20 protein-coding genes are annotated in these 24,488 nt (G+C 74.5%); 8 read left to right on the top strand and 12 right to left on the bottom strand.

All coding sequences use genetic code 11. The annotated features are described in order from the left end of the window. Positions 1 to 291: 291 nt before the first annotated feature. A complete protein-coding gene (locus tag AC5K6T_RS29545; protein ID WP_493213899.1) occupies positions 292 to 1,647 on the top strand; it encodes an AfsR/SARP family transcriptional regulator in 1,356 nt (451 codons plus the stop codon). 571 nt (positions 1,648 to 2,218) lie between these two features. Here AC5K6T_RS29545 and AC5K6T_RS29550 read toward each other — a convergent pair. Further along, complete coding sequence (locus tag AC5K6T_RS29550; protein WP_493214296.1) at positions 2,219 to 3,493, bottom strand: ferredoxin reductase family protein; 1,275 nt, start codon at positions 3,491 to 3,493, stop codon at positions 2,219 to 2,221. A 257-nt stretch (positions 3,494 to 3,750) separates the two neighbouring features. On the opposite strand from AC5K6T_RS29550, the gene AC5K6T_RS29555 reads away from it, so the two are divergent. Then, positions 3,751 to 3,981: a cold-shock protein gene (locus AC5K6T_RS29555; RefSeq protein ID WP_493213901.1), complete on the top strand. Its 231-nt coding sequence runs from the start codon at positions 3,751 to 3,753 to the stop codon at positions 3,979 to 3,981. 430 nt (positions 3,982 to 4,411) lie between these two features. Here AC5K6T_RS29555 and AC5K6T_RS29560 read toward each other — a convergent pair whose 3' ends face one another. The 5 genes from AC5K6T_RS29560 to AC5K6T_RS29580 all read right to left on the bottom strand — a co-directional run bounded on the left by AC5K6T_RS29560 (position 4,412) and on the right by AC5K6T_RS29580 (position 9,550). Next, positions 4,412 to 5,032, bottom strand: a complete 621-nt coding sequence (locus AC5K6T_RS29560; protein WP_493213903.1) for a sigma-70 family RNA polymerase sigma factor — start codon at positions 5,030 to 5,032, stop codon at positions 4,412 to 4,414. A gap of 183 nt (positions 5,033 to 5,215) precedes the next feature. Further along, the gene (locus AC5K6T_RS29565; protein WP_493213904.1) at positions 5,216 to 5,971 is read right to left on the bottom strand and encodes a hypothetical protein; all 756 of its coding nucleotides are present in this window, start codon (positions 5,969 to 5,971) and stop codon (positions 5,216 to 5,218) included. 122 nt (positions 5,972 to 6,093) lie between these two features. Continuing rightward, the gene (locus AC5K6T_RS29570; RefSeq protein WP_493213906.1) at positions 6,094 to 6,618 is read right to left on the bottom strand and encodes a copper chaperone PCu(A)C; all 525 of its coding nucleotides are present in this window, start codon (positions 6,616 to 6,618) and stop codon (positions 6,094 to 6,096) included. Beyond that, a complete protein-coding gene (locus tag AC5K6T_RS29575) occupies positions 6,615 to 9,167 on the bottom strand; it encodes a heavy metal translocating P-type ATPase (protein WP_493213908.1) in 2,553 nt (850 codons plus the stop codon). The genes AC5K6T_RS29570 and AC5K6T_RS29575 overlap by 4 nt, the downstream gene beginning before the upstream one ends. After that, a complete protein-coding gene (locus AC5K6T_RS29580) occupies positions 9,167 to 9,550 on the bottom strand; it encodes a hypothetical protein (protein ID WP_493213909.1) in 384 nt (127 codons plus the stop codon). Before AC5K6T_RS29580 ends, AC5K6T_RS29575 begins: the two co-directional genes overlap by 1 nt. Positions 9,551 to 9,806: 256 nt before the next feature. On the opposite strand from AC5K6T_RS29580, the gene AC5K6T_RS29585 reads away from it, so the two are divergent. Both AC5K6T_RS29585 and AC5K6T_RS29590 read left to right on the top strand, forming a co-directional pair. Beyond that, positions 9,807 to 11,012: a cation:proton antiporter gene (locus tag AC5K6T_RS29585; protein ID WP_493213911.1), complete on the top strand. Its 1,206-nt coding sequence runs from the start codon at positions 9,807 to 9,809 to the stop codon at positions 11,010 to 11,012. Between the two features lie 246 nt (positions 11,013 to 11,258). Then, positions 11,259 to 11,765, top strand: coding sequence for a glutathione peroxidase (locus AC5K6T_RS29590; protein WP_493213913.1), 507 nt, complete (start codon positions 11,259 to 11,261; stop codon positions 11,763 to 11,765). A 297-nt stretch (positions 11,766 to 12,062) separates the two neighbouring features. Here AC5K6T_RS29590 and AC5K6T_RS29595 read toward each other — a convergent pair whose 3' ends face one another. From AC5K6T_RS29595 to AC5K6T_RS29605, 3 genes are all read right to left on the bottom strand, one after another. Further along, positions 12,063 to 12,254, bottom strand: coding sequence for a DUF397 domain-containing protein (locus AC5K6T_RS29595; RefSeq protein WP_356688680.1), 192 nt, complete (start codon positions 12,252 to 12,254; stop codon positions 12,063 to 12,065). A 248-nt stretch (positions 12,255 to 12,502) separates the two neighbouring features. Continuing rightward, on the bottom strand, positions 12,503 to 13,366 hold the full coding sequence (locus AC5K6T_RS29600; protein ID WP_493213915.1) for a helix-turn-helix domain-containing protein: 864 nt from the start codon (positions 13,364 to 13,366) through the stop codon (positions 12,503 to 12,505). 412 nt (positions 13,367 to 13,778) lie between these two features. Next, positions 13,779 to 14,534, bottom strand: coding sequence for a GOLPH3/VPS74 family protein (locus tag AC5K6T_RS29605; protein WP_493213917.1), 756 nt, complete (start codon positions 14,532 to 14,534; stop codon positions 13,779 to 13,781). Between the two features lie 234 nt (positions 14,535 to 14,768). Here AC5K6T_RS29605 and AC5K6T_RS29610 point away from each other — a divergent pair, with 234 nt between their 5' ends. Together AC5K6T_RS29610 and AC5K6T_RS29615 are read left to right on the top strand one after the other, a co-directional pair. Next, positions 14,769 to 17,387 carry a D-alanyl-D-alanine carboxypeptidase gene (locus tag AC5K6T_RS29610; protein ID WP_493213919.1) on the top strand — a complete coding sequence of 873 codons (2,619 nt, stop codon included), beginning with the start codon at positions 14,769 to 14,771 and terminating at the stop codon, positions 17,385 to 17,387. A 376-nt stretch (positions 17,388 to 17,763) separates the two neighbouring features. After that, complete coding sequence (locus AC5K6T_RS29615; protein ID WP_493213920.1) at positions 17,764 to 19,584, top strand: DUF8823 domain-containing protein; 1,821 nt, start codon at positions 17,764 to 17,766, stop codon at positions 19,582 to 19,584. 103 nt (positions 19,585 to 19,687) lie between these two features. Here AC5K6T_RS29615 and AC5K6T_RS29620 read toward each other — a convergent pair whose 3' ends face one another. Continuing rightward, complete coding sequence (locus AC5K6T_RS29620; protein ID WP_493213922.1) at positions 19,688 to 20,512, bottom strand: hypothetical protein; 825 nt, start codon at positions 20,510 to 20,512, stop codon at positions 19,688 to 19,690. Positions 20,513 to 20,588: 76 nt separating this feature from the next. On the opposite strand from AC5K6T_RS29620, the gene AC5K6T_RS29625 reads away from it, so the two are divergent. Further along, complete coding sequence (locus AC5K6T_RS29625; protein ID WP_493213924.1) at positions 20,589 to 21,374, top strand: SDR family oxidoreductase; 786 nt, start codon at positions 20,589 to 20,591, stop codon at positions 21,372 to 21,374. 312 nt (positions 21,375 to 21,686) lie between these two features. On the opposite strand, the gene AC5K6T_RS29630 is transcribed toward AC5K6T_RS29625, so the two are convergent. Beyond that, the gene (locus AC5K6T_RS29630) at positions 21,687 to 22,814 is read right to left on the bottom strand and encodes an ADP-ribosylglycohydrolase family protein (RefSeq protein WP_493213926.1); all 1,128 of its coding nucleotides are present in this window, start codon (positions 22,812 to 22,814) and stop codon (positions 21,687 to 21,689) included. Positions 22,815 to 23,243: 429 nt separating this feature from the next. Here AC5K6T_RS29630 and AC5K6T_RS29635 point away from each other — a divergent pair, with 429 nt between their 5' ends. Then, a complete protein-coding gene (locus AC5K6T_RS29635) occupies positions 23,244 to 23,711 on the top strand; it encodes a DUF2165 domain-containing protein (protein ID WP_493213928.1) in 468 nt (155 codons plus the stop codon). 162 nt (positions 23,712 to 23,873) lie between these two features. Here AC5K6T_RS29635 and AC5K6T_RS29640 read toward each other — a convergent pair whose 3' ends face one another. Further along, the gene (locus AC5K6T_RS29640) at positions 23,874 to 24,431 is read right to left on the bottom strand and encodes a hypothetical protein (RefSeq protein ID WP_493213930.1); all 558 of its coding nucleotides are present in this window, start codon (positions 24,429 to 24,431) and stop codon (positions 23,874 to 23,876) included. Positions 24,432 to 24,488 lie beyond the last annotated feature (57 nt).

Raw genomic sequence — 24,488 nt, forward strand, 5'->3', positions numbered from 1 at the left:
CGCGTGGCACGCGGCAGACGGGGCAGGGCGCGGGGGCGGGCGAGGCCCGGCCGCCGCCGCGGGCGCGGTGCGGGGTGCGGCCGGGGGCGCGGTGCGGGGCGCGGTCCTGGGTGCGGCCGGGCGGAGCCGGGGGATCCTAACGGGTCCGTCGGGTCCAGGGCACCGGAATCACCCGAAGACATGGCTGCCCCACGACGCGCTGATAATCTGGCAGCCGCTATCACCTGACGCGGAGTGACGCACACATGCCGGGGGGCGACGGGGATGTCCGGTGCGAGAGCGTGTATCCGAGTGAAGATACTGGGCCCGGTCCAACTCGAGGTCGACGGGTCTCCGGTCCGGCTGACGCCGCTGACCGTACGGCTGCTGGTCCGCCTGGTGGTGGCCGGGGGCGAGGCGGTGCCGGTGCGGCAGCTCCGCCGCGACGTGTGGGGGCTCGCCGACGAGCCGCGCCATCTGGACCAGCGCAATCGCAACGAGGTCCAGAAACGCGTCCTGGAGCTGCGGCGCGCGCTGGCCCCCGGCCAGGGCGGCACCGGAGCGGCCATCCTGCGCACCGAGCAACAGGTCACCGTGCAGGGCCCGGAGACCGCCTACCGCCTGGTGCTGCGACCCGAGGAGCTGGACAGCGCACGCTTCACCGCGATCGTCGGCGACGCCCTGCTCGCGCCGCCGGCCACCGCCGCGCACCGTCTGGCCGAGGCGCTCGCCCTGGTACGGGGACGGCCGCTGGCCGAGGTGAACGGCGAGGGCTTCGCGGTCCCCTTCATCCGCCGTCTGACCTCCCTCCAGGAGTCGGCACGGCGTGAACTGGTGCGGGTACAGAAAGACTTGGGCCGGCCCGAACGCGCGCTTCCGGTCGCCGAGCTGCTCGCCCACGAGCACCCCGACGACACCGAGGCCGCGCGCGAGCTCGACACGCTCCGCGCGGAGCTGCGCGCCCGGCACGGGGACGAACTGCTGCGGCACCGGGTTCCGTTGCCCGGCCGGCGGGCGGAAGTGGTGCTGGTCCGGGGCGACCTGTTCGACCAGACGGACTGCAACCTGGTGATCGGGTTCTCCGACACCTTCGACACGGAGACCGCCGAGGATCTCGTGATCAGCCGCGAGAGCGTGCAGAGCCAGCTCGTCGAGCGGCTGTTCGACGGGCGGCGCCGCCTGCTGGACGACAGGCTGCGGGCGGGGCTGCGCAAGACGAAGCCGGTCGGCACCGAGAGTGTGCGGTCCAAGCCGCTGGGCCGGCGGGTGCGTTACCCGGTGGGCACCACCGTGGTGGTCCCGGTCGACGGCCGCCGGGTGTTCGCCACCGCCTATTCGCAGCTCGGCAACGATCTGGTGGCCAGGTCCAGCGACCGTGACCTGCGGCTGAGTCTGGAGAATCTGTGGTCCGCGGTGGCGGTGCACGGCCTGTTCAAGCCGGTCGCCGCCCCGCTGATCGGCTCCGGGCTGGCCCGTGTCACCGATCTGGACCGGGGCCAGCTGGTCGCCCTGATCGTGGACTCCTTCATCGACGCCTGCCGCCGTCACCCCGCCCTGACCCCCGAACTCCGGCTCGTCATCCGGCCACAGGAGCTGGCCCGGACCGACCTGACCCTGGTGGAGCAGCGCTTCCAGGACCTCGTACCCGGTCCGCGCGCGGCGGACTGACCGCGAAGGCGAGGCCGGGCGGGGGCCCGGACGTTTCCCCCGGGCCGGCGGGCTGCTCCGCATCTCCAGCTCCCCCTTCGCGGGATCTCCCGCCGTCCGCGCCACACGCCGCCTCGCCCGGCCTCACCGCCGTCCACCAGACCACCCCGGACACTTCCGCCGGAACCCGCCAACCGCTTCCGATCCGATTCCGAGGCGCTCCCGCCGGCCGTGCGCGCAGGGGCCGCGGAGCCCGGGCCGACGCCGGGCACCACCGGCGCGCCGGAGACGACGGGCGGCCGGGGGGCGCCGCCGCCACCGGCAGCCTGAGCCGCGGCCGGGCCGGGACACGCAACCGGGCGGGGGCCGCCCGCCGTGCGGGAGCACGTCACGGCGGGACGACGGCTGAACGGGGGCGGGACGACGGCTGAACGGAACGGGGCCGCCGGCACGGACCGGACCACAGCCCAAAGGTCCCCACCCGGCTCCCGCACCCGCACCCGCACCCGCACCCGGAGGGGACGCAGCCGCGGGCCGTCCGCCTCCGGACGGGCCGCGGCGCCCGCCACGGGTGCCGGACTCCCGTTCCGGATCAGGCCAGGCCGAACTTCTCGGCGTGGACCTGTCCTGCCGGGACCCGCAAGGACCGCAGCCCGGTGAGGACGGCCTCGGTCATGGGAGGCGGTCCGCAGACGTACACGTCGCGCTCGGTGATGTCGGGGACCAGCTGGTGCAGGGCGGCCGGGTCGAACGGCGAGGTGCCGTGCTCGCCGGTCCTCCCGGTCAGCAGGTGCAGCCGTCCGCCGCGGCGTCCGACCAGGTGCCGCACCTCGTTCAGCAGCACGGCGTCGGCCTCGCTGCGCACCCGGTACAGCACGACGACGTCTCCGGTCGCCTCCTCCTCCAGCAGCGCCCGCACCGGCGTGATCCCCACGCCTCCGGCGATCAGCAGGGTCCCGGTCCGGGTCCGGTGCAGCGAGGTGAACGCCCCGTACGGCCCCTCGACGAAGGCGGGGCCGCCGACCCGGAGGTTCCGCAGCCCGGCGCTGGCCGTGCCGGCCGCCTTCGCCGTCAGGCGCAGCCCCTGGCCGCTCGGGGCCGCCGACAGGGAGAAGGGGTTGGCCAGCCACCAGTGCTGGTGACCGGGGAACCGCCAGATGCAGAACTGCCCGGCCCGCGCCGGGAGTCGGTCCAGGTTCCGGCCGGTGACGTACACGGACACCACCTCGTCCGACTCCGGTACCACGGCCGCGACGCGGAACCGGTGGTAGGCGTTGCGCCACAGCGGCATCACCAGGCGCCCGGTCAGCAGGGCACCGAAGGCGGACAGCCACAGGATCCACCAGTAGGCCGTGGCGAAGGCGGAGAACGTGAAGGTCGTGGTCTCCAGCAGCTGGTGGACGAACGACAGGCCCAGCGCCACGTAGAGCAGCAGGTGCAGACCGTGCCAGACCTCGTACCGCAGGCGCCGGCGGAGCGGACGGGTGGAGATCACGGCGATCACGACGATCACGGTCGCGGCGAGTATGCCCAGCAGGGAGGCCGGCACGCCGCTCAGTGCGACGAACGTCTTCGCCATGGACGTGTCGTCGAGCATCGCGTAGCCGAGCACCACCAGCGTGGCGTGGGTGAGGACCGTCCACAGCAGAGTGAAGCCGACCCACCGGTGCCACACCGTGAGCCGGTCCATCCCGATACGGCGGTCCAGCCAGGGCAGCCGTGCCACCAGCAGCAGCTGACACAGCATCAGCAGCGACGCGTGCAGCCCGAAGAACCTGGCGGCCGTGAGCACGTCGTTCTTGCCCGGACCGGCGCCGAGGAACAGCACCTCGGTGATCACCACGTTCGCCACGACGAACGTCCACATCGCCCGGCGCGCCGCAGCCACCGGAAGCACGGTGCCTCCCCGCACCGAGTCGCCCGCCACCGCCATGGTTGCCTCACATCCCCCGTGGCCGCCGCGTCCGCGGCCTGTATGCGCCGTCCATCCCCATGAAGACCGAGTGACTCGTCCATCCGCGCACCCCGATCGGACAAGGATACGGAGCGCGGGCCCGGTCCGTTCAAGCCGGAACGGCCGAGTTCGTCGAATCCGAGGACGCATGGAGGCGTAGGGTGCCGGGCTTGGTGATCGCTACGGTGCGCTCGTGGGACGACGAGGAAGGGTGGGGCGTGCTCGACTCGCGGGAGACCCCCGGCGGCTGCTTCGGCCACTACTCCGCCATCCAGGCCCCGGGCTGTTGCACCCTGTCGCCCGGGCAGCGCGTGGAACTCACCTGGGAGGCGCCCGGCTTCGCCCAGGACGGATACGACTACCACGCCCTCGGTATCGCGCCCCTGACGCCCCGGACCTGACCGCCCGCGTGTTCCCGGCGTCAACGTGACCTCTTGCAGGCCGATTTGGCAGGCCGGCCCGGGTCCGGGACCGGGTCACCCGTGGCGGTGAACGGGTCAGGGCGGGACAGCCGAGGGCCCCCGCGGGGTTGTGCCGGGCGTTCGTCCGGAGAGCCTGGAAGGGGACCGTCCGGGCCACGCCGTACGTCGCACGCCTCACGACCGCTCTCGCCGCCGCGGGGGTCCTCCTCGTCACCGCCTCCGGGAGCACTCAGGCCTTAGCGGTCGGGTCGACTCCCGTGCACTCCTTCGCGTACAGCGTGGGCGGCGTGACCATGAGCGTCCTCCGGGGGCCGGAAGGGCCGGAAGGGCCGGAAGGGAGGGGCCTGACGTCCGGCCCGAGGGGGTGCCGGGCCTCCCGTCGGGGCGGGTTCGCCGGCACCCCTGCGGGTCAGGCTGCCGCGAGGGCGGCCGGGGGTGCCTCGGCTGCGGCCAGCAGACTCGTCAGCGTCGCCCGGGCGCGCGCCACGCGGGAGCGGACCGTACCGATCGGGCAGTCGCTGATCGCGGCCGCCTCCGCGTAGGGGAGTCCGACCAGCTGCGTGAGGACGAACGCCTCCCGCCGCTCCTGCGGCAGCGCGGCCAGCAGGTCGAGCAGGGCGACCCCGTCGTCGAATCCGGGAAGACCCCTCGGCTGGGTCAGCTCGCAGGCGACCTGCCAGTCCTTCACGTCGGACAGCCGCGGCCGCGCCGCGGCGTGGCGGTAGCTGTCGACGACCGCCCGCCTGGCGATGGACAGCAGCCACGCCCGCGCCGAGGAGCGGCCCTCGAAGCGGTGCAGGCTGCCGAGAGCACGCAGGAACGTGTCCTGGGCCAGATCGTCCGCGGCCTGGGGGTCGCCGCACAGATAGGCGACGTACCGCAGCACGTCACGGTGCAGAGCCCGGACGAAGTGCTCCACCGCGGCCGGGTCGCCGCTCCGGGCGGCCAGCGCCCAGGCCGTGATCGACTCGTCGGCCGGTACGGCCTGTTCGGTGGTGCCGTGCGGGGTGGGCAGGGCAGAGGTGATCACCTGGTGTCCTTCTCCATGTCGGTGATCCGGACCGCGGCACGCCTCGGCGCGGGCGGTCCGGTGAGGGGGACGGCCCTACGGCACCCCTGCGCCGCGGCGGCGTCCGAGGACGCCCGCGGCACCCGTGGCGGCGTACGGCCGAGACCCGGGGCGCACAGGGGCGGCCCGGGGAACCAGCTGCCGTCAGAGGACAGCGGCTCCCGCGGGCGGCCCCCTGGTGGTGATCGCGTGGCCGAGGAGCAGGAGGTTCGGCGCCCGGTCCGAGCGGGGGCGTCCGGCCCGGACCGGCGGGCGGACGTGCACGGCTCCGGGCCCGGCCAGCAGGAGCCTCAGCGGCGCCGCCAGCCGGCCGGCCACGGCCCGCACGATGCGGAAGGCCGCCCGCTCGCCGTACGCCAGCCACAGACCCGTCAGCAGCGCCGCCAGCACGTGCGCCGCGAGCATCCCCCACGACGAGCCGCCGTGCATCAGACGGCCCATGTGGTCCATGTGGTCCATCTGGTCCAGCCGGCCCAGGGGGGTCATGTCCGCTGTCCCGCCCAGGTGGGCCAGGTGCCCCGTGTGGGCCATGCGGGGCGCGGCGCCTTCGCCACCCATGCCTCCCATGCCGCCCAGGTGCCCCGCATGCGGCGCCGGGTACCCGTGCGCGCCTCCCGCGGCGGCCGCGGAGGTCCCGGGGGCCGTGCCCGACTGGGCGTACGAGAACGCGGAGTGCAGCGCGGTCTGGGCGGCGACGGCGGCGGCCACGATGAGGGGCAGGCCCCGCTCCCGGCCGGCGAGGGACCAGCCGAGCAGGCCGGCCGCGAGGCCGCCCGCGGCGAGGGTCCAGGCGGGTACGTGACGGCCCGACATGAGGACGTGGCCCAGGGCGGCGAGCAGTACGCAGACGGCCGCGAACACTCCGGCCCGTAGTGTGCGAGAACACCACCCAGCAGTCATCGGGCCTCATCCTCGCATTCGGGCGGCGCTCTTCACGGGCTGATACGGACGTGGCCCCGTTCCCGCACTCACCCGGACGACTGTGAGCCGCGCCACGTCGCGGGGGCGCGCGGGGCGCGCTCTCAGAACGTCCGGCCTGCGGGGCCGACCACCACCGCGAGGGTGCGGACCGGCCCGCTGTGTTCGAAGTGGAGCGTGAACGGTACGAGGTCGCCGGCCTGCCAGGTCCGCCGCGGACGCAGCGTCACGTCCAGCCCGCTCGGCGACATGGACAGCGTGGTCCCGGCCCGGACGGTGGTGGAGGGGACCGTGTCCCGGTAGGCGGCGGTGGTGCCGTTCCTCCGGTGGCGGCTGAGGGCCGCCTCCCCGGTGCGCGGGGACGTCACGGACAGCAGCCGGTCGTCGGCGCCTCCGGAGTTGGTGATGTCGAAGAAGGCCGCGGTCTCGGCGCCGCTGCCGCCGGTCGGCAGGAGCACCCGTCCGGAGGTCACGGAGATCTCCGCCGGGCTTCCGGCCCGTCCGGCGGCGACCCACGACGTCAGGCCGGCGAGGGCGAGGGAGGCCGCCGTGACCGGGGCGAGCGCCGCGGCCACGGTGTCGCCGAGCCGACGGCGGGTGGGCCGCCACGGGTGCTGCTGTCCGGTCACCGGTTCCTCCTGCGGGCGGGTGAGGGCTGCCAGGCCCGCAGCCGGAGGCTGTTCGCGACCACCAGCACCGAACTGGCGGACATCGCGGCGGCGGCGAGCATGGGGTTGAGCAGGCCGACCATGGCGAGCGGCACGGTGACGGCGTTGTAGCCGAACGCCCAGGCCAGGTTGGCGCGGACGGTGCCCAGGGTGCTCCGGGCCAGGCGGACGGCATCGGCCAGGGCCTCGATGTCGCCCCGGACGAGGGTGACGTCGGCGGCCCCGATCGCCACGTCGGCACCGCCGCCCATGGCGATGCCGAGGTCGGCACCGGCCAGCGCGGCCGCGTCGTTGACGCCGTCACCGATGACCGCGACCCGGTATCCCTGTTCCTGGAGGCCGCGGACCAGGGCCGCCTTGTCCTCGGGAGTGCGGCGGGCGTGGACCTCGTCGATGCCGAGGGCGTCGGCCACGGCGCGGGCGGGCGCCTCGCGGTCCCCGGTGGCGAGGACCGGCCGTACACCGAGCCGCTTCAGCCGGTCCACGGCGCGGTAGCTGCCGGGCCGTACGACGTCCCCGACCTCGATGAGCGCCTGGACGGCGCCGTCCACCCGGACCAGGACGGGTGTGTGCGCGGCGGACCCGGCGGCGGCGAGCGCGTCGCCGAGTACGGCGGGGAGTTCGCCGTCGGGCGCGCCGACCTCGACGAGCCGCCCCTCCACCCGGCCGCGCACCCCGCGCCCCGGCAACGCGGCGAACCCGGTCACAGCGGGCAGCGGTCCGCCGTGCTCGCGCCGGGCGTACGCGGTGACGGCCCGGCCCAGCGGATGCTCCGAGCCCTGCTCCACGGCGCCCGCGAGCCGCAGCACGGCGGCCCGGCCGAGCGGAACGGGCGGTGCGGGCGCGGCGGGCGCGGCGGGCGCGGCGGAGGCGTCCGGCGCGTCGGACCCAAGAGGCCCGCTCGGAGCACCCGGTACGTCAAGCACAGCGGGTCCAACGGAGCCAGCGGGTCCAACGGGTGCAGCGGGTCCAACGGGTGCAGCGGCTTCAGCTGATTCAGCGGCCGCGGCAGGCGCGGCAGGCGCGGCAGGCGCCTCGGCCGGGTCCGGCACGACGGTGACGCGGGCCACGCTCATATGGCCGGAGGTCAGGGTGCCGGTCTTGTCCAGCACCACGGCGTCGAGGTGCTGGAGTCCCTCCAGGGCCTGCGGTCCGGTGACGAGGACGCCCAGCCGGGCTCCTCGGCCGGTCGCGGCCATCAGGGCGGTCGGGGTCGCGAGCCCGAGGGCGCACGGGCAGGCGACCACCAGCACGGCCACGCACGCGGTGATCGCCGCCTGCGGGTCGGCACCGGCGCCGAGCCAGAACCCCAGTGTCGTCACGGCGAGCGCCAGCACGACGGGGACGAAGACCCCGGCCACCGAGTCGGCCAGCCGCTGCGCCCGCGCCTTGCCCGCCTGCGCCTCGGTCACCAGCCGGGTGATCCGGGCGAGTTGGGTGTCCGCGCCGACCGCGGTCGCCCGCACCAGCAGCAGTCCGCCGGCGTTCACGGCGCCACCGACCACCGCCGAACCCGGACCCACCTCGACCGGGTCGGTCTCCCCGGTGACCAGCGACAGGTCGACGGCCGAACTGCCCTCCGTCACCCGCCCGTCGGTGGCCACCCGTTCACCGGGCCGCACGACGAAGACCTGTCCGACGGTCACCTCCTCGATCGGCACCAGGCGTTCGGCGCCTCCGTCGGACACGGACACCTCCTTGGCGGCGAGTCGGGCGAGGGAGCGCAGCGCGTGTGAGGTGCCGCGCCGGGCCCGGGCCTCCAGGGCGCGGCCCGCCAGCACGAACAGCGGTACGCCCACGGCCGCTTCGAGGTAGATGTGGGCCGTCCCGTGGGAGGCGGAGGGCACCAGCTGGAACGGCATCCGCAGGTCCGGCTCACCGGCCCCGCCGAGGAACAGCGCGTACGCCGACCACAGGAAGGACGCGGCCACGCCCAGCGAGACCAGGGTGTCCATGGTGGCCGCCGCATGCCGCAGCCCGCGCACCGCGCGCACGTGGAAGGGCCAGGCGCCCCATACGGCGACGGGTGCGGCGAGGGCGAAGCAGAGCCACTGCCAGTTACGGAACTGCAGGCCCGGTGCCATCGACAGCACCAGCACCGGCAGCGCGAGCAGGGCGGTGACCAGCAGCCGGCCGCGCTCCCGCGGGGCCTCACCGGAGGGGGCGTCCGCCCCGGCCCCCGCGCCGGTCCCTGCCCCGGTCTCGGCACGGGTCCCGCCGCCGAACGCACCACCCGGCCGGTCAGCGGTCCCGTGCACGGGCCCGCGCGGGTGCGGCGGTTCGAGGGGCGCGGCGCTGTAGCCGGCCTGCTCCACGGCCGCCACGAGCCGCCCCGGGTCGACGTCCACCGGATGACTCACCCGGGCCCGCCCGGTGGCGAGGTTGACCGTGGCCGTGACACCGTCCAGCCGGCCGAGCTTCTTCTCCACGCGCCGTACGCAGGCCGCGCAGGTCATGCCGCCGACCGTCAGATCGGTCGTCACCGGGGCGTCCACCGGTTCGGCGGCCATCAGACCCCTCCCCCGCGCCCGTCGCGCCCGCCGTCCACGGGACGGGCCGCGCCGCCCCGCGCGCTCGGGCCGCCGGGCCGCAGGTCACCGAGGCCGAGATGCCCCGTGTGCCCGGAGTGGCCGCCGCCTCCGCCGCCGCCGTCGCTGCTTCCGTCGGTGCTTCCGTCGGTGCTTCCGTCGGTGCTTCCGTCGGTGCCGGAGCCTCCGCCGCCGCTCGCGGGGCCGTGGATGCCCGGCGCGACCGGCCCGACGACGGCACCGGAGGCGTAGGACGCGGCGAAGATCAGGACCAGCAGCAGGAGGAAGCCGCAGAGCGCGGGCGGCACCGGGAACGTCCGCAGCACCGCGCGGGTACCGGAAGGGGGCTGCCGGGACTCGTCCATCAACCGCTTCTCCCTGTCGGAGGGCGCGACGTCGGCCGGATCGCGACGTGCCCCTCAGGGGTCGTACGGGATCCCGCGCGAGTTCCCCGGCCATTCAAGTGACCTGCGTCACACCACGGCCCGGGCCGGACGCACCACCCGCTCCCCTCCCCGACCGTCCACCGTCCGCCCGCCCACCGTCCGCTCGTCCGGCCGTCCGCCCGTCCGCCCGCGTGCCACCGCCACCGTGCGCCCGGTTGCCGGTTGTATGCACGGTATGTCGGATCCCGGGACGCTCATCCTCATCATGACCATCGCGGTGCTGTCCCCGCTGCTGGCGCACGGCGCGAGCCGCTGGCTGCCGGTGCCGCTGGTCATCTTCGAGATCCTGCTCGGGATCCTCGTGGGCCCCGACGTACTCGGCTGGGCCGGGCACGGCTCCCTCATCGACGCCCTGTCCGAGCTCGGACTGGCGATGCTGATCTTCCTGGCCGGCTACGAGATCGACTTCGGCGCGGTGCGCGGCAGTCTGCTGCGCCGGTCGATCGCCGCGTGGGGCGTGTCCCTCGCCGTGGGGCTCGCCGCCGCGTTCGCCCTGAACGGCGGGGCCGCCACGAAGAGCTTCGTGATGGGAACCGCCCTCACCAGCACGGCACTGGGCACGGTACTGCCGGTCCTGCGCGACTCGGGACAACTGCGGGGGCCGTTCGGCACCACGGTGCTGGCGTTCGGCGCGGTCGGCGAGTTCGGGCCGATCATCGCGATCGCGGTGCTGCTCAGCGGGCGCGGGGCGGGCAGGTCGACCGTGCTGCTGCTCGCGTTCGCCGCGATCACGGCCGTGGCCGTCTGGTGGGCGCTGCGCCCCCGCCCCGCCTGGTTCTCGCACGTGGTGCGCCGGACCCTGCACAGCAGTGGACAGTTCGCGGTGCGCTACGTGATGCTGCTGCTCGCCCTGATGCTCGGTCTGTCGGAGGCGTTCGGCCTCGATCTGCTGCTCGGGGCGTTCGCGGCGGGGGTGGTCAGCCGGCTGATCCTGCTCGGGTCCGTGCCCGAGAGCAGCGAGGAGGTGATGGCCCGGATCGAGGGGATCGGCTTCGGTTTCCTGGTTCCGGTGTTCTTCGTGGTCACCGGCATCGACTTCGACCTGGACGCGCTGCTGGACGACGGCCGCCCGCTCGTCCTGCTCCCCGTGCTCCTGCTGCTCTTCCTGCTCGTGCGGGGCGGTCCGGTGCTGCTGCTCGCCCCGCCGGGGATGCCGCGGCACCTCCGGCTCGCCCTGTCGCTGCACGCCTCCACCTGCCTTCCGCTCGTCGTCGCGATCACCACGATCGGCCTGGACGACGAGGTGATCGGCTCGGGCGAGGCGGCGGCCATGGTCGGAGCCGCCATGGTGTCGGTCCTGGTCTTCCCCCTGTTCGCGCTGCGGCTGGGCGCGAAGGGGGCGCCGGTACGTGCGGAGGACGAGGAGACGGAGGCGTGGTGAGGGCCCGCAGGGGCCGAGGAGAGCCCGGCGGCGGTGAGGACACGGCCGGTGAGCACACGGCGGGGCCGGAGAGGACACGGGGCCGGAGAACACGCGAACAGGGCGGGGAGGACACGGAAGCCGGCTGCGGACGCCTGCTGCGGGCGCGGGGTGCCGACGCCGGCAGCGGACGCCGGCAGGCCCTGGCCGGCCGGGCCGGGGGCCGCGCCCGCCGCCCCGTCACCTCGCGGCGTTAGCATCCGGGCCATGACTACCGAACTGAACGGCACCTCTCCCCTCGGCGTCGAGATCGGCGCCCTCACCGGCGGTTCCGCCGACCTGGCCGCCTACGCGGGCAAGGCCGTGCTGATCGTGAACGTGGCCTCGAAGTGCGGTCTGACCCCGCAGTACAGCGGGCTGGAGCAGTTGCACGCCCGCTACGCCGAGCAGGGCTTCACCGTCCTCGGCGTGCCCTGCAACCAGTTCCTCGGGCAGGAGCCCGGTTCGGCCGACGAGATCGCGCAGTTCTGCTCGGCGACGTACGGCGTGACCTTCCCGATGACCGAGAAGGTCGACGTCAACGGGGAGGGGCGGCACGCGCTGTACGACCGCCTCGTCGGGTTCGCGGACCCGGAGGGGCACAGCGGCGACATTCGCTGGAACTTCGAGAAGTTCCTCATCGGCCGCGACGGGCAGGTCGTCGCCCGGTTCTCGCCGCAGACCGAGCCGGACGCCGCCGAGCTGGTGGCGGCCGTGGAGAAGGCCGTCGGCTGAGGAGAAGAGCGTCGGCCGAGGACACGGCCGCGGGCCGGGCGGTGGCGGCGTGGACGCCGTCCGCGGCCGGTGCCGAGCCGGTGAACCCTTCCGGTCGCGGCACCGGGCTCGCGGACCCGGCAGCCGGGGCGGCCCCGGCTCAGAACGCCACCCGGCGCCGGACGGAGTGGGGTCCGCGCGGCGCCGGGTGCAAGCCGAGCCCCCTCGGCTAGGACGGCGAGCTGGTCGAGAGGGCTCTTCGCTTGGTTCTTGTTGAGTTGTCGTGTCATGGGCGGGGGATCAGGAGGTCCCTCCCCCTCACGCCTTGACGGACGTCACGAACGCCTGCCACGCGCCGGTGGGGAAGGCGAGGGTCGGGCCGTCGGTGACCTTGGAGTCACGCACGGACAGTGCGGCCGGGACAGGGGACTTGACCTCGACGCACGCGCCGTTGCCCTGGGAGTAGGACGACTTGACCCACGTGTCCGTCGCGCCCTGCTTGATCGCCATTTTCGCTCCAGTAGCCAGTTGCTTGCCGAGTTGCTGAGTTGCTGAGTTGCTGTGTTTGCGCCAACCCAGGTGCCCGATTGGCGTGATCGACGCTACTCGCCAACTCCACTGACCGGAGGAGCCATTCACTCGACCGGGTGACATATTCCAGAGGGACTTCCCTCTCGGCCGGGCGGCGGTGTATGTTTCCGCGCCAGCATCCTGGCGCCCTACGGAACGGTTTCTGCAACCGACCCGGCCGACGCCTCTCAGCGCTCGCTCGCGTAGTCCTTGGCCACCCGGGAGATGAACTCCCGTGTCTGCTCGACGTTCAGGGCCTGCGCCCTCAAGTGCTCGTACATCACGCTGTACTTGGACACGTCCTGCGCCTTCTCCAGGTACAGGTCGCTGGTGACGCCCTCGATGTAGACGACCGTGGAGTCGGCGGCGTCCGGGAACTCCAGGATGGCGTACTGGCCGCTCACGCCGGGGTGCGCGCCCATGGAGAACGGGATCACCTGCACGGTGACGTGCGGCAGCTGCACCATCTCCAGCAGGTGCTCCAACTGCTCGATCATCACCTGCCGGTTGCCGACCTCGCGGCGCAGCGCCGCCTCGTCGACCACCGCCCACAGGCGCAGCGGGTTCTCCGCCGCGGAGATCCGTTCCTGCCGGCGCATGCGCACCTGTACGCGCTTGTCGACGTCGCCCGGCGCGGCCTCCGGCAGGGCGCCGGAGATGAGCGCCTCCGCGTAGCCGCGCGTCTGGAGCAGGCCGGGCACCACCTGCGGGTCGTACACCCGCAGACTGGCCGCGTCCGTCTCCAGCCCGATGTAGACGCTGTACGGCACATCGCCGAAGGCGTGCCACCAGCCCTGCTGGCGGGAGTCCTTGGCCATCTGCATCAGCGACTCGACGACGCGCTGGTCCTCCACCTCGTAGACCCCGCACAGGTCGCGGACGTCGCGCTGGCTGATACTGCGCCGGCCGTTCTCCAGGCGGCTGATCTTCGACTGCGACACCAGCAGCCGTTCGGCCACCTCCTCCGCCGTCATGCCTTTGAGCTCACGGAGTCTGCGCAGCTCCTGGCCCAGCCGACGCCTCCTGACGGTGGGATTGACATTGGACGCCACGGGACGTGCACCTCCGGCTGCTGCCTGTCTTGACACTTTGCGTATCTGCTGTTGAGCAGATTGCCACCAAGGTGCTTCCTACCGCTGGCAAACGGGGGATATGCGCCGGGTGCACGACAGTGAACGCGCGAGGGCCCGCTCCGGACACGTCCGCGCCCGGATCCGGACACGGACGAGCGGGGCGGCAGGACTCCGTGGTCCTGCCGCCCCGCTCGTCCCGGCGGCTCCCGGCAGCGGGTCCGGGGTCGTACGGCGGCACTGGTGCGCGGCGCCGGCGAAGGCGCCGCGGCTGTCCGGGACACCTGCCCGGGGGCGTCGGGACCGACCCCGGCCGGGGGTCTGCCCGGGGCCCTGGGACCGTGGGGCCGTCCCGGGCCGTGGAGGCCGGCCGTCCCGGCCGTGCGGCTGCGGTTCAGTGGGCTCCGGCGCGGGCCATGGGGCTGCGGTGCGGCTGCGCCGGAACGCCGTGGGCGGGCTCCGGCGCCGGCCTGACCGCGGCAGCCGGGCGTCCGGGGGCCTGGGCCTGACTGCGGCGCGGCTGGGCGGCGGCACCGTTCTGGACGTCCATGACGGCGTGCGCCACGAGACCGCCCATGGGGTCGTGCCGGATCAGATCCCGCAGCCGGGAGCGCGAGGAGCGGCCCTCGTTGCCCGGATACAGGTGCTTGCCGAGGCCGACCGCGTGGGCCAGGGCGGCGAGCGCCGCGGTCCGCGGGTCCGGCGGCACACCGGTGCGGATCGCGGAGTCCAGCCGTGCCCTGATCTCACGGCTGATCGCGGTGTCCGTCGCCTGGTAGCGCGTCGTCGGCAGCACTCCGCACATCTGTCCCGCCACGGCGGCGACCATGCCGCACCGCTCCAGATGCGAGAGGTAGGTCTGGCGGAGCCCGAGACGCGGCCCGCCGATCCAGTGGACGGCCCGCACCGGAGCGCCGCGCCTTCGCAGCAACTCCAACGCGCAGTCCAACGTCGGATCTCCTGTCGGCCGTGGCACCACCACGGCGATACGATCCCCGTCTGGGGCTATCCGTCCGGCCAGCGCCAGCTCCACTAGCTGCGCTCCGGCCAGACCGAGGTCGAGCGACTGCGGCTGCGCAGTGGTACCCGTGGCCGGGTCCAGTGCCAGCAGCAGAAGCTCCTCCGGAAGTGTTCTGCGGCTCCTGCCCATCCATGCCTCCCCGCGTGGATGAATGACAGGGTGACCCCTCTCACATTGGTCTGTCGAGGGTGCGTGACCTGTTTGTGAGGGAACCGGTAGGTATGTCGTTCTCGTCTACCGCTTCGGCCAGGGCCGCACACAGGACACTGGTACATGGTTCGGACAGCGGCGCGGACGCGGGTCCGGGCGGCGGCACACGTTCAGTCAGGCGCACGCAGTGCGCGCGGCACGGAGGAGGCATCGGTGGCGGGCGAGTCCCCCGACAGGTCGAAGCAGCGCGAGTCGTCGGCAGAACCGACGCCGGAGACCGCGGCCCCGGTTCCCGGTTCCCGGCCCGAACCCGGTGACCCCCGGCTCGCCGTGGCCCGCGAGTCCCGCCCACCGGCCCGGCCGGGCGCGACGGACACGGCCACGACCGTCCTCGCCCTCCCGCCGAAGGACGCCGACGGGGAGACCGGCGCCGGCACCGGGGACCGCCGAGAGGACGGCCCCGGGGACGATTCCGGGGACGATTCCGGGAACGGCGAGGACGACGCGCGCCTCCGGGCCGCGGTGGCCGCGTGGGTGACCACGGGCGACGGCGACGGCGACGGCCGCGGCGGGGATGCGGAGAAAGGTTCCGCGGCGTCCGCGCAGGCTGCTCCCGCCGGAGACGCCGAGGACTCCCCGGCGGGGGACGCGTCCGGAGCGGACGCCGCCGCACGCCCCGGCACGGACGCCGAAGCGGGCGCCGAAGCGGGCGCCGAAGCGGGCGCCGACACCAGGGCGGACACCGGCTCCGTCTCCGACTCCGACGTGGACGGTGACGGTGACGGTGACGGTGATGGCGACGCTCCCGCGGCCTCCTCCGACGACCAGGACGACCGCGACGACCACGACGGCCAGGACGGCCAGGACGGCCACGACGGCCAGGGCCGCGAGGACGTCCCGGCCGGCGCCGGCTCCGCCGGGGACCCGGCCGTGGACGGCGACAGTGCGGGCACCGCGACCGGAACCGGCCCCGCCGGGCGCCCGGACGCCGAGGCGGACACCGGCGGCACGGACACGGACACGGACGCCGAGGCACCCGCAACGGCGGACGGACCCGCGAACGAACGCACGGACGAACCCGCGGACGAACCCGCGGACAAGGACTCCGGCGCGGACACCGCCACCGCGGACGGCGACGCCGCAGCCCTCGCGGGTGACGGGCCCGCGTCCCCCGGCACGCGTCCGGCCCCGGACACCGCGCCGGACCCCGGCAAGGGCGCCGGCAGCACCCCCGCCGACGGCGACGCCACCGCCGTCGGCACCGGCACCGGCACCGGCACCGGCACCGGCACCGGCACCAACGAGCGCACCGGCGCCACCGGCCCCCGTCCCGGCGCCGCGTCCGAAGCCGCCTCCGGGCCGGCCTCCGCGGCCGCCCGGCCCTCCGGGTCCACCGAGGCCCGCCCGTCCTCCGGGGCCTCCGGCGGCAGGCCCGTCGACCAGCCCACGGCGGTCTTCCGCAAGCTCGGGGACGTGCCGCCCGACCGGCCGACGACCGGCCTGAAGCTGGGGGACGCCCCCGAGCGGACCACCCAGCAGCCGCTGCCGCCCCGGCCTCCGCTGGATCTGCTGGCCGAGCTGACGAACACCCCTCCGCCGCCGCAGACTCCGCTGCGACAGGCGGTCCGCCGGGTCAAGATCTGGACCCCGCTGGTCCTGCTCCTGCTGATCGTGTTCGCAGTCGTGCAGACTCTGCGCCCGCTTCCGGCGCCGGAGCTGACACTCACCGCGAAGGACAGCCACACCTTCCCCGGTGGCCTGCAGGACATCCCGTGGCCGGAGAAGGGGCAGGCCGCGCTGGACGTGCAGGGCATCGGCTCGTTCGGCTCCTCCGGTGAGGAGAAGCCCGTGCCGATCGCCAGTGTCGCCAAGGTGATGACGGCGTACCTGATCCTGCGCGAGCACCCGCTGAAGAGCGGTGAGGCCGGTCCGAAGATCGAGATCGACCAGACCGCGCAGGACCAGTCGGACGCGGGCCAGGAGTCGACCGTGCAGGTCACGGCGGGTGACTCGATCACCCAGCGGGAGGCGCTGGAGAGCATCCTGATCGCCTCCGCCAACAACGTGGCACGTCTGCTGGCCCGCTGGGACGCGGGTTCGGAGAGGGAGTTCGTGGCGAAGATGAACGCCGCGGCCGAGGACCTCGGTATGACGAACACCACGTACACCGACCCCTCGGGCCTGAACGACACCACCGTCTCCACCGCCGTGGACCAGGTGAAGCTCGCCAAGGCCGCGATGAAGGAGCCCGCGTTCCGCGAGGTCGCGGCGATGATGTCGTACGACGACTACAAGGGCGTCAACCACTCCAACTGGAACCAGCTGGTGGGCCGCAACGGCGTGGTCGGCATCAAGACCGGCACCACGTCCTCGGCGCTCGGCAACCTGGTGTTCGCGGCGAAGAAGGACGTCGACGGCGAGACCCGGACGATCGTCGGCGCGGTGCTGCGGCAGCCGGCGGGCGGGTTCGACAACACGATCCTGCAAGGCGCCCTGTCCGCGGGCGACACGCTGATCAAGGCCGCGCAGGAACGGCTGGAGTCGGCGACGATCCTCAGGAAGGGCGAGGTCGTCGGCTATGTGGACGACGGCCTCGGCGGCCGCACCCCGGTCGTCACCACGGAGGACGTCACCGCGGTCGGCTGGGCGGGCCTGACGGTGAAGGTGAACTTCGCCGCCGACGAGCTGCCGCGCACCGCGAAGGCGGGCACCCGGGTGGGCACGCTCACCGTCGGCGACGGCGGGACGGCGGGCGCGGTGAAGGTGCCGGTGGCGCTGCGGAGCGAGCTGACCGAACCGGGCTGGACGGACAAGCTGACCCGTATCGCCTGATCCACGGCGGGTCCCCGGACTCCCGGCGGTCACGCGGCCCGCCGACGCTCCCCGTGCGGGGTGGCGGCGGCGGGCCGCGTGCTAGCGTCACGAAACGGTACAAGTACAAGTACGAGACAGGTACGAGACAAGTACGAGACAGGTACCGGACAAGTACCGGACGAGTACGGAACGAGCACCGGACCGGCGCGAGCCGGGCACGGGCCATGTGCGGGCCAGGTGCGGCTCACGTGCGAGCACGCGCGGGCCGCGTACAGGTCGGTACGAGGAAGCACGGAACAAGCACGGGACAGGACCGTCGGTCGCGAGAGCCCGGCCGGACGGCCGCGGGGGCCCGCGGCCGACAGCAGAAGACGGGACACGGGGGTGCCAGCAGGTGGCCACTGCGGAGCCGACACGCGCCGAGAACGCCGGTCAGGGGCCGGGCGCCGGGCCGCGAATACCGGTCCCGGCGCAGCCGCGCACCCGCTCCCGCGGGGTTCCGGCCGTCGTCCGCGAGGCGCTGTCGCGGTATCCGGCGCTCGTCTTCACGGCCCTGTCGGGCCTTCTGCACGTCTTCTGGTTCTTCACGTTCGCGAACAGTGGTGGTGATCTCGCCGCGCAGGACGCGTGGGCGGAGTTCGTCGGCCGCCATCCCGACTCGGCGTACAACCTCGCCTGGTACGGGGGCATGCACCCGGTGTCGTACAGCGTGGTGTCGCCGTATCTGATGTCGGTGCTCGGGGTCCGGACGACGATGATGATCGCCGGGACGGTGTCGGCGGGCCTGCTGACGCTGGTGCTGACCCGCAGCCGGTCGGTGCGCAACCCGCTGTGGGCCTCACTCGCCGGGGTGTTCGCCTTCCTGTGCAACGCGATCTCGGGCCGGGTGACGTTCGGGCTGGGCACGATGTTCGCGTTGGGCGCGGTCGCCGTGGTGTTCTGCTGGCCGCACAAGTGGCGCTACAAGCGCTGGGCGAAGGCACTGTGCGCGGCTCCGCTGGCCGCACTCGCCACGATGTCCTCGCCGGTCGCGGGGTTGTTCGTGGGCCTGGTCGCGGTGGCGCTGTTCCTCCAGAAGCGGCTGCCGGGTGCGTGGGCGCTCGGTCTGGGACCGACCGCCGTGGTGGCGGTGTCGGCGTGGGCGTTCCCGTTCTCCGGCACGCAGCCGATGTCGTTCTGGTCGGCGTTCCTGCCGCTGGTGTACGCGGGCGTCGTGTTCGCGGTGGTGCCGCGGGGCTGGACCACGGTGCGGATCACGGCCGCGGTGTACGGGCTGGCGGTGCTGCTGGTGTGGCTGATCAGCTCGCAGATCGGCTCCAACATCACCCGGCTGGCGATGCTGTTCGCGGGGGTGGCGCTGGTGGCGGCGCTGCCGTTCGCGGTGCCGCGCTCGCGCCGCTGGTACGCCATCGTGATCGCCTCGGTCGGGTTCGTGACGTGGATCGGCGTCAAGTCGGCCGGCGACGTCGTGCACACCACTCCGGCCGCGTCCTGGGCACGCGAGCTGGCGCCGCTGGTGCACCAGTTGCAGCGGGCCGGCGCCGACAAGGGCCGGGTGGAGGTGGTGCCCGCCCGGTCGCACCGGGAGGCCTCCGCGCTCGCGCCGTACGTGAACCTGGCCCGCGGCTGGAACCGGCAGGCCGACATGGAGCGCAACCCGCTCTTCTACGACGACACCCTGAACTCGGCGAACTACCGGGAGTGGCTGCGTCGCTGGGCCGTGCACTTCGTGGTGCTGCCGAAGGACGACCCGGACGGGGAGGGCGCCGAGCGGGAGCGGGAGCTGGTGCAGCGGGGGCTTCCCTATCTGCGGCAGGTGTGGGGGGACGCCAACTGGCGGCTGTTCGCGGTGACCGAGCCGACCCCGATGGCGGACCCGCCGGCCACGGTCGAGCGGGCCGAGCAGGGTGAGGTGACCCTGACGGTCAGCGAGCCGGGCCGGATCCTGATCCGGGTGCCCTACTCGCCCTGGCTGAAGCTGGTCGACGCCGACGGCAGGGGTGTGGACCCGCCGCAGGAGACGGAGGCCTCCAAGGCGCGGCCGGCGGGCTCCGCGAAGACGTACGAGAACGTCGCCGGCTGCCTCATGGAGACCGAGGAGGACGACCTCGGCGACAAGTGGACCGAGCTGCTGGCCCCCCGCGCGGGCACCTACCGTCTCGCCTCCCCGTACGACCTGCCACGCGGCACGCCCTGCCCGGAGGAGCTGCGCTGAGCGCCGCACCGGGGCGGTCGGCCGACCGCCCCGGTCCACACGGCCCGGTCCACACGGCCCGGTCGGCGCGGCCCGGTCGGCGCAGCCGGCCGGGGCAGCCCGGTCAGCGCAGCCGGTCCACGTGGCGGTCGGTGCCGGGCACGGTCGGCACGAACGGCGCCGCCAGCTCCACCCGGCCGCCTTCCACGGCGAGGTCCGCGAAGTGCTCCTGCCAGCAGTCGCGCGGGTCGGCCTCCAGGAACCACAGCAGGGTCAGCCGGGTGTCGACGCCGTCGACCTGCCGGACGTAGGACATGCGGTCCAGGGGCAGCGGGGTGGGCCGGAAGACGGTGACGAGGGCGGCCGGGGAGCCGGCCAGCCGCCGCGGCAGCTCCCGTGCGCACATCCGGTCGAGCAGGGCGGCCCGTTCCGCGGGCGAGCCGGCGTCGACGACCTGGAGCACGAGTCCGGCGTACGGGTGGTCGAGCGCGTGGATGTCGCGGGGCCCGGCGGCACCGTCGCGGTAGACGGTGGCCTCGTGGTCCTGGAACGCGGTGAACACGTGGGTGCGCTCGCGGTGGACGCGCGCGTCCCGGTTGAGGCGGCGGTTGATCGCCACGGTCCAGCGCATGTGGTCGTCGTAGCGGCCCTCGGTGATCCAGTACGTGGACAGGTAGCAGCCCGCCGTGACGGGTGCGGCCACGGCCGACTCCGCGGGATAGCGCAGCAGTTGCAGATCGCGGGTGGCCACCCAGCGGCGGCCCGCGAACATCCAGGGCATGGCCATCGCGCCCGCGTAGTAGTGGTCGTCCTCGTACCAGCGGTTGTAGGCGTACTCGTGGCCCGGGTGCGGCTCGACCAGGGTGATCAGCGCGTGGCCGGGGCGGACGGCGTAGGGGCCGACGGAGGCCAGTTCGGCGTACTGCTCGCTGCGGGTGTCGTCGCTCATGCCGGTTCCCCTTTCCGGTCCTCCCTCCTATCCTGACGGACCGTCAGATGATGCGCCAGGGTGAGGGAGGGCTCGCATGGCACTGCTCACGGGCAGGACCGTGGTCGTCTCGGGGGTGGGGCCCGGGCTCGGTCACCGGGTCGCGGCGGCGGTCCTGCGCGACGGCGGCACGGCCGTCCTCGGGGCCCGTACCGAGGAGCGTCTGGCCGCCTGCGCCGCCGCCCTCGACCCGGAGGGCACGCGGACGGCGTACCGGGCGACCGACATCACCGACGAGGCCCGCTGCGAGGCGCTCGCCGCTCTGGCACGCGAGCGGTTCGGGCGGATCGACGCCGTCGTCCACGTCGCCGCCTGGGACGGCCTGTTCGGCGGGCTCGCGGACGCGGACTTCACCACCTGGCAGCGGGTGCTCGACGTCAACCTGCTGGGGACGCTGCGGATGACCCGGGCCTGTCTGCCGCTGCTCCGGGAACGCGGCGGCTCGGTGGTGATCATCGGCACCCAGTCGGCGGTGGCGGCGCCCTCGCAGGTCCGGCAGGCGGCCTACGCGGCCTCGAAGGGGGCGCTGACCAGCGCGATGTACTCGCTGGCGCGGGAGCTGGGGCCGGACCGGATCCGCGTCAACACGGTGCTGCCGGGCTGGATGTGGGGCCCGCCGGTGCAGGCGTACGTGCGGTTCGCGGCACACACGGACGGCGTGGCCGAGGAAACGGTGCTGGAGCGGCTGACCTCACGGACGGCACTGCCGGAGCTGGCGACGGACGCGGACGTGGCCGACGCGGCGGTGTTCCTCGCCTCCGACCGGGCGCGGTCGATCACCGGCCAGTCGCTGCTGGTCAACGCGGGCGAGGTGATGCGCTGAGCGGCACGGCGGGGCTGCCGGGGAGGGCCTTCCCGGGAAGCCGCCCCGGGGACGCGGGCCCCGGCCGGAGAGAAGACCGGTCCGGCGGTCGGCCACAGTTGACGCGCCGCGGCGGTCGGCAGCCGCTGACCGGTCGCGCCGGTCGGCAGCCGTTGACCGCTCGCGCCGGTCGGCCACCCTTGACCGGTCACGGCCGGTCGAGGCGGCGGATCGCGGCCCGGCCGGCCCCGGCCGGGCCGCTGACGGCCGGGTGCGGGACCTGGGCCGCGACCGGGCGGCGGCCTTCGGTCACGACCGGGCACGGACCTCGGGTCACTGCTGCCCGGTGCCGCGCGGGTAGCGGGCGAGCCAGCCCGGTGCGACGCCCTGCGGGCCGTGCAGGGCGGGCCCCTGCGTCATCTCCATGGCGAAGTCGTCGGCGAGTTCGAGGAGGGTGGCGCGGCCCTCCAGTTCGGCGAGCCAGGCCGGCGGCAGGGACGTCTCGCCGTGCAGGGCGCCGAGCAGTCCGCCGGTCAGACAGCAGGTCGCGGCGGACGGGCCGTCCTGGTTGGCGGCCAGCCGCAGGCCGTGCCGGACGTCCTCGGCGACCAGTGCGCAGTACACGGCCGCCGACAGGACCTGTCCGGCCGAGCCCGCGCCGGACAGCTCCGCCACCTGCTCCGGGCCCGGGGCGCCCCGGCGGACCGCGTCCAGTGCGCGCCCCAGCGCCTCGGTGACCGGCTCGTGTCCGGGGCGCGCGGCGAGCAGGCCCGTCGCGTGCCGGACGGCCCCGCCGAGGTCGTCGCCGCGGGCGAGGGCGTGCACGATCACGGCGTAGCCGCCCGCGGTGAGGCAGGCCGCCGGATGCCCGTGCGTCTGGGCGGCGCACTCCAGCGCGAGTTGCATCACGAGCTGCGGCTCCCAGCCGACGAGCAGGCCGAAGGCCGCCGAGCGGGCCGCCGGTTCGGGGCCCGGGTCGGTGGGGTTCTTGGGGACCTCCAGGGTGCCCATGGTGGCGTCGCCGAGGCCGAGCAGCAGGGCGCGGGCGGGGCCGCGGCGGGCGTACAGCCACTCCTCGCGGGCCAGCCAGCCGTCGTCCTTGCGGCGCTCGTCGGGGCCCCAGTCGCGCTGGGTGGCCGCCCAGCGGAGATAGGCCCGGTGCAGGTCGGTCGGCGGGTGCCAGGCGCCGGTGTCGCGGCGGACCTGGGCGCGGATGAGGCCGTCCACGGTGAACAGACCGAGCTGGGTGAGGTGGGTGACCGCGCCGCGCCGGCCGTACGCGGGCGCCAGGTCGGTGAGACCGTCGGGTCCGTGCGCCGCGCGGATGCCGTCCAGGCCGAGGGTGTCCACCGGCGTACCCAGGGCGTCGCCGACGGCGGCCCCCAGCAGCGTGCCGCGCACCCTGCTGCGGAAGTCCTGCTGTTCGGCGCGGCCCCACACGGCCCCGGTCGTCGCACCCACCTAGACCTCCCCAGGGCACCGTCTGCACGGACGACAGTTCAGCACTGTAATCGACCTGGAACGGTCGGCTCAGGGCACGATCCGGTCCGTTTCGGAGCGCGTCCATGCCCGCGCCCGGGCGGCGGAGCGGCGGGAGGCGGGCCCGGACCGGCCGAGGGCGGCCGGGGCCCCGCCGAGGGCGGTCCGGTGGCGCGTCCACCTGCCGGTGACCGGCCGGTGGCGTGTCCCGGCCGGCCGGAGTCGCGCTCCCGCGCGGGCGGGGCGGCCTCGGGGATGATGGCCGCCATGTCCGCCGACCACTCCCCCCGCACCCCTGACAGTCCCGGCAGTCCCGGTACTCCCGGCAGTCCCGGTACTTCCGGCAGTCGCGGCACTGCCGGAAGTCGCGGCACTGCCGGCACTCCTCGTCTCCTCCCGCTGGCGGCCGGTGTGCTGACCGCCACGCTCGCGCTCTACACCGCCCTGGCCGCCTTCGGGAACATCACCGACTTCGGCTCCAACCGGCAGTTCGTGCGGCATGTGCTGGCCATGGACACCACGTTCCGGGACGAGGACCTGATGTGGCGGGCCGTGACCGGCGGAGCTCTCCAGGACACGGCGTACGTCGCGATCATCGTCTGGGAGACGGTCGCCGCGCTCGTGCTGGTCGCGGCGTCCTGGCGGTGGGCGCGGGGGCGCCGCGACGCGGCCCGGCGCGCCTCGACGTACGGACTGCTGATGCTGATGCTGCTGTTCGGCGCCGGGTTCGTCGGGATCGGCGGCGAGTGGTTCGCGATGTGGCAGTCGGAGGACTGGAACGGTCTGGCGGCGGCGACCCGGGTGTTCCTGATGAGCGGCGTCACCCTGGTCGTCGTCCACCTGCCGCAGCAGCAGGAGTCCCCCGCCGGACCCGCCTGACCGCTGTCCGCCTCCACCGCCGCATGCCGGGCACCGCCCGCGGAGGCGGCTTTGCGACCGCCCGGAGCCCCGGCCGGGTGAGCGGTCGTACGCGCCCGGTCCGACGCCCGCGAGGACGGAGGACGGTGGCACGGCCCCCGCGGGGCCGGCCGCGCGGACAGGTCAGCCGACCACCCGCACCGTCGTCCCCGGTGTCGCGAAGGCCCACAGGGCGTCGCCCGCGTCCTTCGGAGTGCGGATGCCGCCGGTGCGCCGGCCCTCCGCGGGCGGCGGCGAGGAGCCGTCCAGGGCGTTGGAGAAGGCGATGTTCACGCCGGACCGGAGGGCGAAGTACACCACGTGCTCGATCGGGACGCCGTCTGTGCCCTTGGTGCTCTCGGTGCGGGTGCCGACCGTGTAGCTGCCCGGGTCGGGGGTGACCGTGCCCGGCCAGACGGTGAAGCTGAGGCGCACCGCGTCACTCGCGTCGACGAGCCAGACCCGTTGCTGCGCGAGCGCGTAGACGATCCGTCGCCCGGTGCCGGACCCGGCCGGCGCCGCGGGCGGCTGCGTCGCGGCCGGGGACGGGGCGGGGCTCGCGGAGGCGGGGGCGGCGGGCCGGGCCGCCGTGGGCTGCGGGTGCGTGCCCCGGTCGGCCTGGACGGCGAGCACGGCGACGGCGGCGACCGCGCCCGCGGTCAGACCGGTGACCCAGGCCCACGAGGGCAGTCGGGCAGACACGGGCGCTTCTCCTCCGTCGACACGGGCAGCTCACCGCGGCCGCCACGGTCGGATCAT

This window comes from Streptomyces sp. B8-7 (genome assembly GCF_058833805.1).